This window comes from Leptospira paudalimensis, from assembly GCF_026151345.1.
In the GTDB taxonomy this organism is placed as follows: domain Bacteria; phylum Spirochaetota; class Leptospiria; order Leptospirales; family Leptospiraceae; genus Leptospira_A; species Leptospira_A paudalimensis.
Window position 1 is genome coordinate 1,165,351 of sequence record NZ_JAMQPR010000001.1, and the last position, 18,159, is coordinate 1,183,509.

General features: G+C 32.8%; 16 protein-coding genes. All 16 read right to left on the reverse strand.

The features are described from left to right. Nucleotides 1-15: 15 nt before the first annotated feature. Nucleotides 16-417 (reverse strand): helix-turn-helix domain-containing protein, encoded by a 402-nt coding sequence (locus ND855_RS05355; RefSeq protein ID WP_265357504.1) that lies wholly within the window; start codon nt 415-417, stop codon nt 16-18. Next, nucleotides 414-710 carry a type II toxin-antitoxin system HigB family toxin gene (locus ND855_RS05360; RefSeq protein WP_265357505.1) on the reverse strand — a complete coding sequence of 99 codons (297 nt, stop codon included), beginning with the start codon at nt 708-710 and terminating at the stop codon, nt 414-416. Before ND855_RS05360 ends, ND855_RS05355 begins: the two co-directional genes overlap by 4 nt. A 246-nt stretch (nt 711-956) precedes the next feature. Further along, nucleotides 957-2,708, reverse strand: coding sequence for a leucine-rich repeat domain-containing protein (locus tag ND855_RS05365; RefSeq protein WP_265357506.1), 1,752 nt, complete (start codon nt 2,706-2,708; stop codon nt 957-959). Nucleotides 2,709-2,935: 227 nt separating this feature from the next. Further along, nucleotides 2,936-3,454 carry a hypothetical protein gene (locus tag ND855_RS05370; RefSeq protein WP_265357507.1) on the reverse strand — a complete coding sequence of 173 codons (519 nt, stop codon included), beginning with the start codon at nt 3,452-3,454 and terminating at the stop codon, nt 2,936-2,938. A 979-nt stretch (nt 3,455-4,433) separates the two neighbouring features. Next, nucleotides 4,434-5,468, reverse strand: a complete 1,035-nt coding sequence (locus tag ND855_RS05375) for a hypothetical protein (RefSeq protein WP_265357508.1) — start codon at nt 5,466-5,468, stop codon at nt 4,434-4,436. A gap of 622 nt (nt 5,469-6,090) precedes the next feature. Beyond that, complete coding sequence (locus tag ND855_RS05380) at nt 6,091-6,981, reverse strand: LA_2444/LA_4059 family outer membrane protein (protein ID WP_265357509.1); 891 nt, start codon at nt 6,979-6,981, stop codon at nt 6,091-6,093. 1,043 nt (nt 6,982-8,024) lie between these two features. Then, nucleotides 8,025-8,639: a hypothetical protein gene (locus tag ND855_RS05385; protein WP_265357510.1), complete on the reverse strand. Its 615-nt coding sequence runs from the start codon at nt 8,637-8,639 to the stop codon at nt 8,025-8,027. A gap of 339 nt (nt 8,640-8,978) precedes the next feature. Beyond that, entirely contained in the window at nt 8,979-9,707 is a 729-nt protein-coding gene (locus ND855_RS05390; RefSeq protein ID WP_265357511.1) for a putative phage abortive infection protein, read from the reverse strand. 194 nt (nt 9,708-9,901) lie between these two features. Then, nucleotides 9,902-10,822 carry a hypothetical protein gene (locus ND855_RS05395; RefSeq protein ID WP_265357512.1) on the reverse strand — a complete coding sequence of 307 codons (921 nt, stop codon included), beginning with the start codon at nt 10,820-10,822 and terminating at the stop codon, nt 9,902-9,904. A gap of 208 nt (nt 10,823-11,030) precedes the next feature. Further along, nucleotides 11,031-11,774, reverse strand: coding sequence for an RDD family protein (locus ND855_RS05400; protein ID WP_265357513.1), 744 nt, complete (start codon nt 11,772-11,774; stop codon nt 11,031-11,033). 289 nt (nt 11,775-12,063) lie between these two features. Further along, entirely contained in the window at nt 12,064-12,516 is a 453-nt protein-coding gene (locus ND855_RS05405) for an Imm26 family immunity protein (protein WP_238839586.1), read from the reverse strand. Between the two features lie 247 nt (nt 12,517-12,763). Further along, nucleotides 12,764-13,345 (reverse strand): hypothetical protein, encoded by a 582-nt coding sequence (locus ND855_RS05410; RefSeq protein WP_265357514.1) that lies wholly within the window; start codon nt 13,343-13,345, stop codon nt 12,764-12,766. A gap of 257 nt (nt 13,346-13,602) precedes the next feature. Further along, the gene (locus tag ND855_RS05415; protein ID WP_265357515.1) at nt 13,603-14,439 is read right to left on the reverse strand and encodes an SH3 domain-containing protein; all 837 of its coding nucleotides are present in this window, start codon (nt 14,437-14,439) and stop codon (nt 13,603-13,605) included. Between the two features lie 202 nt (nt 14,440-14,641). Beyond that, nucleotides 14,642-15,511 carry an SH3 domain-containing protein gene (locus ND855_RS05420; protein WP_265357516.1) on the reverse strand — a complete coding sequence of 290 codons (870 nt, stop codon included), beginning with the start codon at nt 15,509-15,511 and terminating at the stop codon, nt 14,642-14,644. 237 nt (nt 15,512-15,748) lie between these two features. Next, nucleotides 15,749-16,513 (reverse strand): hypothetical protein, encoded by a 765-nt coding sequence (locus tag ND855_RS05425; protein WP_265357517.1) that lies wholly within the window; start codon nt 16,511-16,513, stop codon nt 15,749-15,751. Between the two features lie 575 nt (nt 16,514-17,088). Further along, nucleotides 17,089-17,991, reverse strand: coding sequence for a hypothetical protein (locus ND855_RS05430; RefSeq protein ID WP_265357518.1), 903 nt, complete (start codon nt 17,989-17,991; stop codon nt 17,089-17,091). Nucleotides 17,992-18,159 lie beyond the last annotated feature (168 nt).

The following is an 18,159-nucleotide window of genomic DNA, read 5'->3' on the forward strand; positions in this document are numbered from 1 at the left end:
TCGCAAGCTAAGCAATTAGATAAAAACTGCGGGTGAAATATTAAACTGTTCAGCCAAAGCTTTTATTTGCCGAACATTCAAATCTCTTTTTCCATTCAAGATTTCAGAAACAACGCCTTGGCTACCCAAAATGCTTAAATCCTTCTGAGTAAGGTTATTTTCTTCCATCAGAAATTTTAATACTTCGATTGGTTCAGCATTAGGCTGAATAAAGTGATCATTTTCATATTCTTCAATCAGATTACCAACGGTTTCGAGAAGAGGAGCAAGTTGATGTTTCTCATTATTACCAACTTCATCAATAAGTTCATCCAAAACTTTCACAAGTTTTTTGTATTGTTTATCAGTGTGTGGAACAGAGAGAATATCTTTAACATCATGCCAAACATTCTTAACTTTTTCAATATCTTGAATCATAAATTCTCCTTTTTCCATTTACCTTTGTCATATTCGTTATGAGTTAAAATATTCCGAACAAAGACTTTTTGTCGATTGTAATGAATAGCTACAATCAGTCTGAAATGATTACCGCTGATATTAAAAACTGTAAGATTACCAACTTGATCAACAGAGTTAAAAACTTTTCTTAATTCATTAAAATCTTTAAAAGATGTGTTTTTAACAATTTTAAACCAACTTTTGAGTGAAGATTTCGCATTTGGATGTTTATTTATAAAATCATCAAGTTTCTTCCAGCTGATAATATGCACTTCATCCAGAAATATCTCAAAATGAGATAAGTCAAATTCTTTTTTATTATTTTAGAAAAGATTTCTTGCGATTTCGTATAACGAACTAGCCTTAACGACGTAGACTGACCCTGAGTCCCGAACGGGACGTTAGGGACTGGCACGTAGTTTGCGGATGCAAACGAGTGACAGAAAGCCTATGTGTCGCAGACCGAGCGAGGCCGCAAGTGCCGAAGCGAAGCGTTAAGGTGCTGTTATGCGACGGTTCTAGTATTTTTCATATAGTTTATCATAATATCTTACACCATCTTCATAAAGCATAAAATCAGCAATAGTGAAATCTATTTTTCCCTTTTCGAAATTGGAGATTATTTCATTTTTTTTATTTTCAAGAACTGGGTTGTTAATTAGATATATTCTTTTTATAGCATTAAGCTTCCTTATGAATTCGGGTATGCTTTTTAAGTTATTATTATTTAAATAAAACTTTTCAAGTGAAGCTAATCTAGATATATTGCTAGGTATTTTTTCTATTTTGTTCCCGCCTAAGCGCAAAATTTTTAAGTGAATTAATAGTCCGACTGATTCTGAAATTTCTTTTAATTCTGTGTTAGAAAAATCAAGGTAATCAAGATTAATCAATTTTCCGATTTTTTCTGGAATTTTGCGATAAGGATCGTATGAAAGATTCAAATTTTTCAGTTTTGTTAGTTGAAAGAGTGAATCTGGTATTATCGTAGCATTGTTACTTGCATAACTCAAAATTTCTAAATTATTCAAATTTCTAATTTCATCTGGTAAGTTTCCAAGTTTGTTTGAACTCAAATCTAAAACTTTAAGATTGGTAAGATTAAAAATCTCTTTCGGTAAATTTTCTAATTTATTCTGTGACAACGAAAGTAATTGCAGATTTTTTAAACTCTCAATATTAGGTGGAATTTCATTTAGATTGGAAATTTCAATACGTAGTATACGTAGTTTTGGAAGCATAAATAGGTCGGTATTATTAAAATAGACAGAATTCGATTTTTCAATGAATAATTCTTCTAGATTAATCAATGAGTTAAATCCTTCTGCAATCTTGAGATCATCTCTATTCTCTTGGATCGAAATTCTTTTTAATGTGGTTAATTTAAATAAGTTTAATGGAATTTTATCAAAACTCGAGCCTTTAAATGAAATTGATTCTATTGTAGATAATTTTAAAAAAGAGTCGTTTATATCCTCAGGATAGAGTTTCATATTTAACGTAAGTTTTTTTAAATTTTTTGTACTTGTTATTACATCTAAATCACCTGGCGTTAAATAATCATCACTCCGGATTGTTAGGCCTTCTGTCATCAATGAAGTTAATGGCGACTTCTCGAACGTTTTAGCAGCAACCTTAATTTCAATTAGTTTTAGTTTTTTCAAATTTTGTAAATTTAAAGGTAGTTCTCTAATTGTATTACTTTCTGCCATGCTATGAATTTTTAAAACTTCAAGATCTTTTAGCTGTCCAACTTCGTTAGGTATTTCAGTTATTTTGTTATGCTCGAAGTTTATTAGACGTAGGTTCGTTATTTTAGTTATTTTAGGATTAATAGCTTTAATATTATTACCTTCTAGATCTATACTTTCGAGCCAAGGCATTTCAAAAAGCTGTGGTGGAATATCTTCAAATGTATTAGAAGATAAGTCGATTATTCTTAACTTTTTTAATTTGCTGAAATTTTCTGGAAGTGTATTTTGCCGAGTTAACTGGAGATTTAATTCTTGTAGATTTTCGAGTTCTGTTATTTCATTTGGAATTTTTTTGATTTCTGGATTCCAAGATAAGTTTAATTTTTGCAAATTTTTGAATTCTAATATTTCCCTCGGAAATTCATTAAGATTTTGGTCACTTAAATCTAATGCAGTCACATTATCTGGATCTTCTAATGCATTTAGAAGAATCTTGTTATTTGTTGTTGGTTTAGGTTTTGAACAATTAACGATAATGATCAAGACTACAAGAATTTTGACTATGTTATTTCTCATGATTTTTATTCCTACTTTTGCATTTATTTTGTCAATATTTTAGAACTGTCGCATAACGAACTAGTGGAGACGACGTTCCCTGACCCTGAGTCCCGAATGGGACGTTAGGGACTGGCACGTAGCTTGCGTATGCGAGCGAGTGACAGAAAGGGAATGTGGCGCAGCCCAAGCGAGGGCGTAAGTCCCGAAGCGCAGCGTTTCCATGCTGTTATACGCAGTTTAAAACTTTAAAACGAAAGTAATGCTTGAACAATATTCTTAGTCGTTTCTGAAGTAACTATTTCTTTGATTCTTTCGATGTATTCGGATTCACTTCGAGCAAGTAGAACATCTTTATCGAAGTATTTTTCCATCATAGGAAAAGTGTGTCGATCACAGAAAATTCGGAGTGGATAAAACAGGATTGGAAATCGCACCTTAAATAACTCAACCGAAATATTTTCTGCTTTGCTAGTTCGAAGCAATAGTCGAAATCTTATATTTCCACTTGAAGAAACATCTGTTGGATCATATCCGAACTCGGGGTGTGGTTCTTTTTTTGGTAAAAAAGCTGCGGTTGCCATACCCAATTGGGAATTAAATGAATCAGTAAATCTTACTTCTTCTGGAAAAAAGTTTACCTTTTGAATTTCGTAGATTACGATATCATTTGTTTCTTTTGGCAATGGTAAAAATATTTCATCTACTATTTCTATAGGATTTTTTATTTTGCCTGTTTTATTTATATCTTTCCATACATTTTCCATAGTTTACCTCAGTTTGATTTTGATTGGGAGATGATCACTTATACTGGAATCAGGCAAGTTCTTTGAATTTAGCAAATTTCTATTATTGAAATTAGTTAAGATTTCACTTTGGGATTTTTCTATATATTTTGATAATGGGTACGAAATTAAAATATTATCTAGTATATGCCATTCTTGTGCTTGATGGTCTATTCTAAAAAAATATGTTCCAGGTGGTCCGTTTGAATTGTCACCATTAAAAGAGTTTATTGGTGAGTAAAATTTTAAGCGCTTTTCTTTGGAATATGTTCTGTATACCCTAGAATTTGCATTAAAATAATCTGTGGAATTTAATATAAAATGATCTTTGAAAATATTATCATGGTAATGTAAATTAAAATCTCCGAGGATAATAGAATATTCGTAGCTATTTTGGTTTATTTCTTGAGCTATCAATCTAGTGATATTTTCGTTCAAAGATTTACTACTTGATTCTGAATTTGATAAACTTTTTAGATGAACAATGTAGAGATAGGTTGTAGTCCCAGAATATAGAAATGAATATTTTGAGTAGTATGTTTCGGATTTCAAAAATTGAAAATTTATATTATCACTACAATATGCTCCAGTCCGTTTTGATGCGAAATCATATTTAAATAGTGAGCTTTTTGAACAGACTTTGATATACTGCTCCTGATCCCAAAATTCTGCGATTGCGACAATTCTGTTCTTTGACGAAAAGTCCAAAGAGTTTATCAGTGATATTGGTTCTTGTTTATTATTTATATTCCAAAATATTATTTCCATTTTTTTAAATTGCGTATAACGAACTAGACTAACCGACGTAGGCTGACCCTGAGTCCCGGAACGGGACGTTAGGGACTGGAACGACGCTTGCGTAAGCAAGAGGAGTGCCAGAAGCCTATGTGTCGCAGACCGAGCGAGGGCGCAAGTCCCGAAGCGAAGCGGTTAGTCGCTGTTATGCGTAGTGACATGAATATTATTTTGATTGCCTAAATTCATGAATTTCATACTTTATTTCCGGAAATTTAGTTTTTAATATGTTATTTATTATTTTTATCGCATTAGATTCATCAAAAATTAAAAAATCAGAATAGAAGAAGAACTTTCCTGTAGCTCCTCCAACCAAATCACCTGCTTTTTTTTTCTTTAATTCAGATAGTAAGGTATCCTCGATTTTTTCCCGAGTATTTACTAAACTCTCTAAGGGTAACTTACCTATTTCCATTTTTATATAAATATATTTAGTTCCAGGATAGAATTCTATCTCTTCATCTACTAAATTAAAATTTCGAGTAATTCCAACATAGATATCTTCTCTTGACTCATAATTTTGCTTTTTATTGACTTTTTCTTCTTTAATTGAATATCCTGACCATTCATCATTAGGATTTCGATTTAAATCCCAATTGTTTTTTTGAGCAAGCAATTGAAATTCCTTTAAAAATTGACCATATTTTTTCGAATTATTTAAATTTTTCTCAGATGATTCTATTGTTTCAATGAACAATTCTGATAAAGCCTCTCCTAATATTTCTTCTATTAAAATAATTGATAAATGTCTTTGTTTCTCTGTAGAGATTTTCATAAATTCTGGATGAAATACTAAAATATTTAATTTACTCTTTGAATCATTTAACTGGTAGTTAATCATAAAGGATTCGGAATCAAAAGATATATCGAACATTCTTATGGCATTTCCCTCTAAATTCGAAGGTTGTTTAAAACCATAGAATTTCCAATCCTTAGGAATATCAGCCTCTTCCAATATATATTCTATAATGATTTGTTTTGTTTTTTCTCCTTCTGGAGAAAATGCGATTGTAATTTCTTTTGATTTGGAAATATAGCTTATGTTAAAGAAAATATCAGGAAAATGTTTTGATATAATTTTTGAAATCTCCTCATATGCTTGAGATGATTGTTCTGAATGAAATAATTTTTCGATTTTTCTAGAGGATTTATTTATTTGTTCCCAAAAGGAAAGTTTTGTTTCTAGCAATGTTTTTTTCATAAAAAGACCTTCACAATTTATTGCCGAAATTGAGACTAAAGAAATCCTTAATAAAGTAAATATATTTTTCATGTCATTACGCATAACGAATCAGCCTTAACGACGTTCCGTGTAGCTGAGCCTCCTAGGAGGCGTTAGCGTAACACGGAATGTGCCTTTAGGCCGAGCGAGGGCCCCACGAGATCCAGATTTTTTCAGAAATCTGAGGCGAAGTGGAAAAGAGCCCGAGTGAGCGTTAAGGCGCTGTTAATTGCAGTTAGTTAGTATAGAATAAGATAAAAGTCGAAAGGGTTCTACAATCCAGCGCAAATTTCTCATAAATCTTAAAAAGCAAAAATCTTTAACTGCACTTTAATGGAGAGAAGAGCTTTAATTGTTCTCTTCCAAAGCGTTAATCGACAACACCCTCTTAAAAAATTTGCGCGTTTTCTTCTGTAGATCAACTAATTGCAATTAACGAACTAGACTTACCGAAGTTGTCCGACCCTGAGTCCCGGAAACGGGACGTTAGGGACTGGCATGTAGCTTGCGTAAGCAAGGCGAATGCCAGGAGGACAATTTGCCGCAGGCCGAGCGAGGCCTAGTGCCGAAGCGAAGCGGTAAGTCGCTGTTATACGCCGTTTTAAAATTTATAAGTAATTGAGGCAAAAGTTGTGCCTGAATATTCACTTCTTGCGTTGACTTCAATAGCGGATCTAACAAGTAAGTTGAAATATAGGTCAGTGGCAATGATATTGCTTCTATTAAGTTTTATATTAGCAAATTGATCAATGTATCCAAGTGATAAAAGAATAGAATCATTTAATTCATAACCAAGAACGAGTTTAATTTCGCGAAGTAAATATTTGGTAGCAGGATTATCTTGAATATCTAAAGTTTCCGCTCTTCTTGCAGAAGTTACAATTGAATAATTTATATTAGAAATACCATTTAAAACAGAATATCTATATCCAGAAGCAATATAGAATCCATAAAATCTCGGAGATTCAAGTAAGAATCCAGCTGCAATTCCCTTGAAGTTTTGAGAGAAATTATAATTATTGAAACCATAAGTTCCATCGCTAAGATTGCTTTGCAATCTCTGGAGACCAACATTGAGTATTATTCTATTTTCTATTAAATGATAGTTTAGAAAAAGATTTTGTTCAGATCTGTAAAAAGTTCCAAGATTACCCTTGCTATAAAATCCAGTAGTAGGATTAATTCTATCGAATGTAGTATTAGTTTTTTTAAATTCGTAGAAATTACCTTCAATACTAAACTTTGAATCACCTAAGAATTTATTGAATCCAAAAGTATTATACTGAATGGAAGGTAATTCAGAAGCCAAAGCAAACGGAAAAATGCTATTATAAATGTTTAGTTCATTTGGTGCTACATATCCATTATTTCTTCTTAAATAAATTTGGTTCGATTTTCTTTCTTTTTGCTTATTCTCTGTTTCTTCTTCTGCATAGATGCAGAGATTTAAAATTAGGAACGCGGTTATAATTAGTACTTTTTTATTTTTCATATTTTCCTGAAGATTTTTTATAATGGCGTATAACGAATCAGCCTTAACGACGTTCCGTGTAGCTGAGCCTCATAGAGGCGTTAGCGTAACACGGAATGTGCCTTTAGGCCGAGGGAGGGCTCCACAAAGCCTAGATTTCATCAGAAATCTGAGGCGAAGTGGAAAAGCGCCCGAGTGAGCGTTAAGGCGCTGTTAATTGCAGTTAGTTAATATAGAAATAGAGTTCAGTCGAAAGGGTCCTACATTCCAGCGCAAATTTTCTCTTAAATCTTACAAAGCAAAAATCTTTAACTCTACTTTAATGGAGAGAAGAGCATTAATTGTTCTCTTCCAAAGCGTTAATCGACAACACCCTCTTAAAAAATTTGCGCGTTTTCTTCTGAAGATCAACTAATTGCAATTAACGAACTAGCTAACCGACGTAGGCTGACCCTCAGCCTCTTAGAGGCGTTAGGGACTGGCACGTAGTTTGCGAAAGCAAACGAGTGACAGAAAGCCTATGTGCCGTAGGCCAAGCGAGGGCGTAATGCCCGAAGCGCAGCGGTTAGCGTATGTTAATTGCAGTGTCCAAGGTATAGAAAAGATTAAATTAAGAAAGAATTAAAGCCAAAAATTTTGTGAGAAATAATTAAAATCGACTCATTCTCTTAGATTAATTTTCGCTGAAATATCCCAAACAGAGCAAAGTAAAACAGAACTGTGATAAAAGTAAACAAAGCAAAAGAATAATGAGAAAGACGAGAACAAAATAGAAACATTAATAAAATCTCTTCCAAGAAGCCTACAAAATCAAACACGGCTTTCTCAAAGCATGACAAAGAACCTGAAATCCCAGAATCAGCGAAAATTTGAACGGAATATTCTAAATCATTTTTTGGACATTGCAATTAAGAACTAGTGGAGACGACGTTCCCTGACCCTGAGTCCCGGAACGGGACGTTAGGGACTGGCACGGAGTTTGCGGATGCAAACGAGTGACAGAAAGGGAATGTGGCGCAGCCCAAGCGAGGCCGTGAGTGCCGAAGCGCAGCGTTTCCACAATGTTATGCGCTGCGAGTTATTTTTTGAATTATACTTTTTAAATTGAATTTAAGTGAAGCTTCAAGATCAGTATTAACAATTTGCCAGATATTTTCTGAATTAATTTCAAAGACCCAATGTTCCAATTTCCAAATTTTATCATCAGGGATAGTTATCTGCGGATTATATTCAGTAAAAAAGGAAAAATACACCTCTGCAAAAACTCTATTAATAAGATTGTTCTTCGATGCGTCGATTTTAAAAACTTTAAATGATTCGAGAGTTATATATTGTGGCAAATTAGATATTACACTCTTGGAAGTATTCGTTATTGGAAATAATATCTTTATTTCTTTATTTATTAAAAAATTTTGATTTAGAATTCTATTTTTAATAATATTTTCAAAATTTGATTCGCATAAGTTTTTGATTAGATCTACATCATTGATATTCTTGTATTTTGATTTCTTTTTTGAATTAGGAATGAAATCTGAGTTGATTTCAATGATAAGAGAGTATATTGCAAATATCGAAAGAGCGAAATAGAAATAATAAACTTTAAAATTTGTTTCAATTAATTCATATTTGTATAAAACAAAAAAAGTAATTGCTGCGAGAAAATAAATATAATTTTTCAATTTCGATTTGCTGGACTAGATAATTAACATTCTATTGTTGTGATTAAGTTACTAACTAACTTATTGAGTTTTGAAAGAACATTTTTTATTCTAAGGATTTTTATAAATTTCGAAAAATTATAGGAAGAATCAAATTTTTTTGATAATGATGGAATAATTTAACTCGTTGCGCATAACGAACTAGACTTACCGAAGTTCCCTGACCCTGAGTCCCGGAAACGGGACGTTAGGGACTGGCATGCAGCTTGCGTAAGCAAGGCGAATGCCAGAAAGGGAATTTGCCGCAGGCCGAGCGAGGGCTTGTCCCGAAGCGAAGCGGTAAGTCGCTGTTATACGCTGTTATGAATTTTCTAGTTTTTTCTTGAAGTTTAGGGAATCTTCAAAAAAAGTAATTGCATTCAATTTTTCATATAATTCTTTATCAAGATATTGAACTACATGTCTTAAGTAATTTATTTCAGAAGAAACAAGTTGAGCTTTTAAAATATCTAAATATTTTTCCTTTTCTTCATTGTTTAAGAAAGTTGAATTTAAAATTAATTTTAATAAATTATAAATTGATTTTGAATATATTTTTAAAATTCCTTCAGTAAATAATGATTTTTCTGGGTTTGATGGTGATTTTTCGAATTCGGAAATTGATATCTGTATTGCGGAAAATAAAATTTCTCTTCCAGGAGACCTAATTATATCAACCTCACTGCCTTTACTTCTATCTATAACATTTCGTTCAAAAGCAGAAATCAGATTATTAAGCTGATTTAAGTAATTGAAAAAAGTATTATCGAAATTGATTTTGAGTGTCTCGTTTCGATCTTTTTCTCTTGATTCTTTGAGTTCTTGAGCTTCATTCCTTTGAAAGTTGAAGGATTTGATAACAAATAAGAAAGTTATGAAAGTTAGTAACGGATTTAATAGACCTCCGTAAAAATCGCCAAATTGTCCCCAGATTTCTTCATCTCTTATAAATTCAAATTTATTGGAAAATTTTTGATAATAAAGAATTGCTGGTAGTGCCATTACTATTAATGCAGTTATCAAATATCCATTGTTTTTTATTTTCTTCATATATTTTTTCATAATAGCGTATAACGAACTAGACTAGCCGACGTAGGCTGGCCCTGAGTCCCTGGAGGGGACGTTAGGGATTGGCACGACGCTTGCGTAAGCAAGAGAAGTGACAAAAGCCTATGTGTCGTAGACCGAACGAGGGCGTAAGTCCCGAAGTGAAGCGGTTAGTCGCTGTTAGCCGACGTTATCACTTATTCAGATTCGGTATTTGTATCAATGATTTGTTTTACTGAGTCAATTAAGTCTGGATTATCATAAACTTCGACACTTGGGAATTCATTAGAAATTTTTGAAGGCTGAGGAAGTGGTAGGATTCGTACTTTTCTTTCTATTAACTCGTCAAAATCTTTTACTGATTGTTTAATTGCTATTAGATTCTCGGGTTTCAATGTTTTATAATCGGTTAAAAATTCTTCACATAGTTTCGTAAGAATCTTTTCCTGAGCACCAATATAAATTTCACTTAATTTTTTTACATTATCAGTTTCAAGTTGATATCTTTCCATTTGTTTTAGATGCTTTTCTTGTTCTCTCTTTTCTTTTCTCCACCTGATAACAAGTTGCATAACTCTTCCTATAACTACAGAAAGACTAGCTGTTGTAAATATTATTAGTAGAAGAGATCCTTTTTGAGCAGAGTCTACTGTTAATTCAGCATTTTCCTCAGTTGCCTTTTGAAGTTCTAGAAAGGCTCTTTTTGATCTATTGAGTAGATCTATATATTCATCTATAGTGATTTTATCTGGATAACTTATTACAAATAGACTATCTGGTTCTTCGTAAGTTTCTACATAATTTGAGAGTAGACTTATCGAGGTCTGTAAGTGATTTTTTAAATTAATGACTGCATTACGAAATTCAGTTCCTAGATTTATTGTGCTAACAAATGATTTTTCGGAATACATAACAATATGCGAGTATTGACTTTCGATATTTGTAATTATTTTATGTAATCCATTTTCAAATTCTCGTAGACGATTAAATGCGCTTCTTAGGTTCGATATATTTGAAATTCGCATTTGATTTTGTTGCGGTTTATGTTCTTCAAACGTTATCTTATCTAAGTCATTCTTTGAAATAATTAGGTCCTGGTAAATTTTGCTTAAACTCATGTTTTTCCTTTTTTTAGTTTAAATTTTGATAATGTCGGCTAACGAACTAGGGGAGACGACGTTCCCTGACCCTGAGTCCCGGAACGGGACGTTAGGGACTGGCACGGAGTTTGCGGATGCAAACGAGTGACAGAAAGGGAATGTGTCGTAGACCAAGCGAGGCCGTAGTGCCGAAGCGCAGCGTTTCCCCGCTGTTATGCGAAGTGCACTATGTATACAAGTATTTTTTTAATAAATTTAAGATTCCATAGATTAAAATTATTATTGTACTAAATAAAAAGGAGTAAATTAGATTTTCTTTTTTAAATACGAATTTAGTAATAATAAAAAATAGACCAGTTATAATTCCTATTGGATAAAGTTGAATAAATGGAACTATCGTATAGATTATTAGAGAATTACCTTCCAGATATAGAAGTAGAGAGGATAAGGTAACGGCAGAAAAAGACAATGCAAATCCAACCCATATTAAAAGTTGTTCTTTTGAAGTTAATTCTGCATTTTCATTCTCGTCATGTTTACTCTTTATCTCAGTAATTTCATCCGTGGTTAAAACAAAAGTTCTCGCAAGTATATCGCCGATTCTACGTCTATTTCGAGAGAATAAATATACAATACCTGCGGGTATCCCACCAAGGAAGACAGGATTATTTTCAAAAATTCGTAAGAGAGTTCTGATACTTGCAGGAATAACTCCTGGAGGTTTAAGATTTGAATCTACAATTCTTAATTTAAAAAGAAATTTTCCTGGTGTATAACCAAGTAATCCTTCTAAAACTGGAAAATATAATATAATTATGAGTAATAATATTGGAGATATTATTTCATAAAGTTTTTTTCCAATCAACAACTGTGTAAAATACATTATGCCAAATATAAATAGAAAATCAATCCAATTGGATGCCCATCTTCTAATCAAAATATTGACCTTTGGTGAATTTTCAACATTCATTAAATTTCTCCTAAAATTTATTTTAGTGCATTTCGCATAACGAACTAGACTAACCGACGTAGGCTGACCCTGAGTCCCGAACGGGACGTTAGGGACTGGCCACGACACTTGCGCAGGCAAGGGGAGTGCCAGAAGCCTATGTGTCGCAGACCGAGCGAGGGCGCAAGTCCCGAAGCGAAGCGGTTAGTCGCTGTTATACGCTGGCACGTTTGTATATAAATAGGGTTTTCTTTACAAATAATAATATTTTTATTTTTTAAAAACCTTTCTTCTGAATAAAAACTAAAAATTATTTTAATTTCATTTGTTCAACCCAAACATTAGGAATATTGTTGTAGTGATCGCGAATTCTATCTTCAATATGTTTTACACTCCATACTGCACATCTATCTAACTTCTTACATTCTTCTTTTTTTGCAGGACGAATATGACCACCAAGATATATTTCAAATTTATCCGGATTTAGTTCATTTTGAATGAATCTTGGGACAGGCTCGGAGAACTTTACTGGTAAAGTAATCTTTCCGATTTTTGTCCATCTACCGTCTAGCACGGCATCATTATTAGCAGCTACTCGAAATAAAATTGGTAACTCGACAATTTCATTAACACTTAAATCACCGAATGATTTTGAGTCAAAAAATACAATATCTGTTTCATGAAGAATAAGGCCATATATGTAAAAGTTATCTACAGGAACTTTAATAATTGATCCGACTGTTCTTCTTTGTTTCTTATTCATAATCAATCAAATCTTTTTAATTTATTTATTTATTTAAATTTTAAACGTGCTTGCGTATAACGAACTAGCTAACCGACGTAGGCTGGCCCTGAGCCTCTGGAGGAGGCGTTAGGGATTGGCAAGACGCTTGCGTAAGCAAGAGGAGTGCCAAAAGCCTATGTGCCGAAGGCCGAGCGAGGGCGAAGACCCGAAGCGAAGTGGTTAGCGTATGTTAGCCGAAGTAGCGAATCCTTTAAGGAAAAATTGTTTATAAATTTACTTTCTCTGAGATTTTAATCAATCCCTGAGCATCCGATTTTATAATAATAATGAATTTGTTTCGAACATCAATAAGCATACAAAATTTATTTAAAGCACCACCTTTCCAGTTTCCAATTGTAAGCGTTGAATCTAAGTTTTCTTGGATTCCCAAGCCATCAAGAGATTGATTTACAAAATTTCCAAGACTAAAAATTGCCATATTCGAAACTAGCCCCGACCCATTCTTACAATTTCCCCAAATACATCTCGATTCTAATAAATCTCCAAAATCAATGACCTTTGAAGTGCCGTCTTTATTGAAATACTGGGCAACAGGAGAAAAGCTTCGATTATTAGAATCTATTACATATTTTACTTCTACTTTTTTATTCATATTTTCTTGAAGACCGAACGCATAGTCCCCTGATTTATAAATATTTATATAAAGTATAATATTTTTATTTTCAGCGGGTACAGTAATAGAAGTATAGTCTCTATTTTTTCTAATATTATAATCAGAATTTGTTTCTCCATATAACTGAGATGTACAAATTATCAAAATAGACAATACAAACTTACACAATTTCATAAGTGTTCTTTAAACCATGAAAAATATCGGAAAGAACGAGTTTTCAATTTAAACAATTCTATTGTGATCGCTATTTCGGCTAACGAACTAGACTTACCGAAGTCCTCCGACCCTGAGTCCCAGCGGGACGTTAGGGACTGGCATGTAGCTTGCGTAAGCAAGGCGAATGCCAGGAGGAGGATTTGCCGCAGGCCGAGCGAGGGCTTGTCCCGAAGCGAAGCGGTAAGTCGCTGTTATGCGACGTGGTATAATTCAAATTATTCACTTATTTTTTCATTAAACTTATTTGAATAATTGGAGAAAATGTTATTTTTGTCGATTTTTTCATCAATATAATATGAATCGAAAACTTCAATTACTTTGTCATGTGAAGATTGTTCGGAACAATATTCATGATATTTGGAACGATCATATATCGTTTTATTATTTATAATGTAATAAGTTCCTTTTGAATCGGACATTCTTTTTAAGTTGAAAGGTTTTTTCAGGTGATCCAAAACGATTTTATCACCGATTCTTTCTAAATTGCTTAAGAATGTAATCCTACAATGGTTATTTTTTCCATTATAGCCGGCATATTTGATTGCCGAGGAAAATTGAAATTCATTCTTGTCTTGCTTCCACTTACCAATTCTTATAGTTGAGCATGGAGTTCTATCTTCTGGTTGATAATCCATGTGATCATCTATTTCAATATAAAAATCACCGACTAAATACAGATCTCCAGGTGGAATAAAGCAGCTACCACCACAAGGAAAATTGCAAATATCGACAACACCTCTAAGTTTGTGAAGACTTCCAGAAGCTATTTCGAAATATTTACTAAATATATATCCATTAGTTACTTTCTCTTTAATCCATTTTCCTTTTTCACCATCAACAGTATCTTCAAAAGAATCCTTATAATTAATTAAGATTGGAGAACCAAAAGGGTATTTTCCAACTATATCCGATTTAAGATCAGGATTTTTTCTAGAATTTAGAATTGACGCAGTAACAATTGCAAATTCTTCTTTTTCGGATTTTAATCGTTCATGATTTTTACAGTTTAAGATTAGAAATAATATTATTATCGATATATATTTTTTATTCATTTCTTCTAAAATTTTATACCATGTCGCATAACGAACTAGCCTTAACGACGTAGGCTGACCCTGAGTCCCGAACGGGACGTTAGGGACTGGAACGACACTTGCGGATGCAAGGGGAGTGCCAAAAGCCTATGTGTCGCAGACCGAGCGAGGGCGTAAGTCCCGAAGCGAAGCGTTAAGGTGCTGTTATGCGACGTTTGGAGAGCTAAAAATTAGATTCATCGCAACCAATTTCTCCTTTAAATAAGTCTTTCTTAGGTAAAGGAAAATATCTTACAAGTTGTGAATGATCCATACTACAAATGTAATCTGGAGGAGAACCATAGGGTTTATTTTGCGTAAGATTAATTAGATAAGATAAATTTGCAGGTTTATTATCGTTGTATTCTTCGTTTATATACGTTGTAGCAAAACATTCATTTCCTTTAATTATACAATTTGGTTTTTCTAGTTCATTCGGATTGGAGGTTATGATGAAGCTATTGCTATCAGAGGAATCAGTTAATTCAATAGTCAGATGACCTAATATTTCTGAGATAGTTTTCTTATATAAGCTAGCTTCGTAATCACCATCTGTTAAATCAGAGATTAATACCCAGCCAATATTTTTATTATTCTTTGGAGATTTTATTTTATAGAATTCACCGATTTTGTTATTTTCTCTAGCTTGTTCACTCAGAATTTCAACGGTTGAGTTAAAAGACATTTCTCCTATGGTTTTAGACTTTAAATCAGGGTTTTCTTTAATTTGTATACCTTTTTCATTTGCAATTCGTATAAGTTTTCCAATGGGTATTTTTTTTGAAGGATAAAGGAACTCCTTGTCTTCATAAAGAATTTTTACTAATTCAAGATCATTTTTTATTATTTTTTCCTGAATTCCATCTTTTGAAGTTAATACGGTAATTTTTTCGTTTCGATCTATTCCATAATCATTAATCTTATTTCCATTAAGATCATATTTGAATTCACTGTTTTCTGGATAAAAAATTGGGCAAGAATTGTTAGATCTGCAATCTTGTAATTTGCTACAATTGAAAAAGAATACTATTGGTAAAAGTAATAGAAATTTCATGACTTATTTCCTGTTTTTTTATATTTTGAGTCTATTGTTTTTTTAAAAAAAAAATTCAAATGTCGCATAACGAACTAGACTTACCGAAGTTCCCTGACCCTGAGTCCCGGAACGGGACGTTAGGGACTGGCATGTAGCTTGCGAACGCAAGGCGAATGCCAGAAAGGGAATTTGCCGCAGGCCGAGCGAGGGCTAGTCCCGAAGCGAAGCGGTAAGTCGCTGTTATGCGACGTTATTTTATTCGAATAAATTGTTTAGATAATCTTTATACAATTCTTCTCCTAGATACAGCAGATGAATATCTCCGTTTAATTCTGATATTACTCGATTTGCTGTAAAGAAAGCTAAAGAATTGTCGCTAATGTTCGATTTTAATTCCTTGTATGGTATACCTTTCTTATAACATTCAAAAATTCCATTTAGTGCATCTGTCAATTTCTTGTTTGATTTAATTTTTTCGCTAATTGATGCTTTTTCTTTTGAATTGGCTTTTTTTTCTTTTTCTTCTTTGATTTGGGAAATTTTGATATTTTCTGAAATTTGAATTTCTAATTGTTTCTTTAATTGATCGATTTCTCTATCTTTTTCAATTACAAGATTAGCTGTTAATTCTTTTGATTTTTGTAATTCAATTCGAATTTTTATTGATTCATCTAAAGTTAATAATTCACTTCTTTCAGCATTATTCCGAATTTTCTTTTTTAATATATCAAAATGTAGCCATATCCAATATGCAGTAATTGAAAGTAATGGATAAAGGATTAAAAGAAGTATTGTTGAAATGATAGGATAAACAAATAAATATGAATTATCAGAATAATATGTTTCAATAAATTCTAAGCGATCTTCAAAATCAAGATATTTTCCTGTACCAAATAGAGCATATATTATCTTCCAGTTCCAGCTTAGCCAAGAAATAAGAAAAGTTCCAAAAAGTGGACTTACGCTTCTTTCTGCTATAACCGAATTAATTGAATTTTTTATTTCATCAAGTATGTTCATTTTAATTCTTTGAATTGTTTTTGTTTATAATGTCGCATAACGAATCAGCCTTAACGACGTTCCGTGTAGCTGAGCCTCCTAGGAGGCGTTAGCGTAACACGGAATGTGCCTTTAGGCCGAGCGAGGGCCCCACGAGATCCAGATTTTTTCAGAAATCTGAGGCGAAGTGGAAAAGCGCCCGAGTGAGCGTTAAGGCGCTGTTAATTGCAGTTAGTTAGTATAGAATAAGATAAAAGTCGAAAGGATCCTACAATCCAGCGCAAATTTCTCATAAATCTTAAAAAGCAAAAATCTTTAATTGCACTTTAATGGAGAGGAAAGCTTAAATTGTTCTCTTACAAAGCGTTAATCGACAACACCCTCTTAAAAAATTTGCGCGTTTTCTTCTGTAGATCAACTAATTGCAATTAACGAACTAGACTTACCGAAGTCCTCCGACCCTGAGTCCCGCCGGGACGTTAGGGACTGGCATGCAGCTTGCGTAAGCAAGGCGAATGCCAGGAGGAGGATTTGCCGCAGGCCGAGCGAGGCCTTGTGCCGAATCGAAGCGGTAAGTCGCTGTTATATGCAGTTGTTTAAATAATCGGAAAATTTTGAATCTCAATATTGGTATTTTCTTTCTTTTCCTTCTCTTCATTCTTTACATCGTTTTGGATATTTTTAACAGTCTCTTGATTAATTATCGATAGTGCTTCTTTTAAATTTTCAAAAGCTGGTTTGGCATCTGCGACAAAAGATGTTAATGAGGCAATAACTAGCATTATTTCAACTATATAATTTCTTATTTTTGAAGTTGACCGCTGTTGTTTTGGTATAGAAAGTTCTTGTTCAATTTCTAGTAATTTCTGATTTAAAAATTTAGAATATTTTTCAGATATATTTTTTTGTTCTAATATTTTCTTAACAAAATCTAGACCATTGAGAATATATTTTTCAGCTTCAAAGTCTATATTATTTGAAGAACTTAGTATTTGGTCAGTATTATTTATATAAAAGTCAAAAATTTCTGTCTTTAAAATTGTTATATATTGTATTAATTTTCGTAAATCAAGTAGTAATAGATCATACTCATCATAAGTTAATCTATTTTTATTTATTTCTTCAAAATTTGGGAAGAAAATTGAATTTAAAATATTGGTAATATTTTTAAAAATTTTAGATCCAACTACTTCCATCCTAATTCGACCATACCGAATTTTGTGATCACTGATTTTTAAAATCAAGTTTTCATGATTTGTTGAGGAAAATATACTACTTAATTGGTTGGCAACTTCGGATTTTATAAAGTAAGCAATTTTTGTGATTTTTGTTTTCCCTAAAAAATAATCATTTAAAAAAATATCCGAAGTTTCAGTGAATTCCTTTTTTAATAGAAATTCTTGGAGCCTTTCGATATCTTTTTCGAATGATTCGATTACATCTAATATTTTTGGGTAATTGAATATTTCTAAATCTTTATTATTTAAACTATATCTCATATGGTTCCTTATTAATTTTTAAACAATTGCATATAACGAACTAGACTAACCGACGTAGGCTGGCCCTGAGTCCCGGAACGGGACGTTAGGGACTGGAACGACGCTTGCGTAAGCAAGAGGAGTGCCAGAAGCCTATGTGTCGCAGACCGAGCGAGGGCGCAAGTCCCG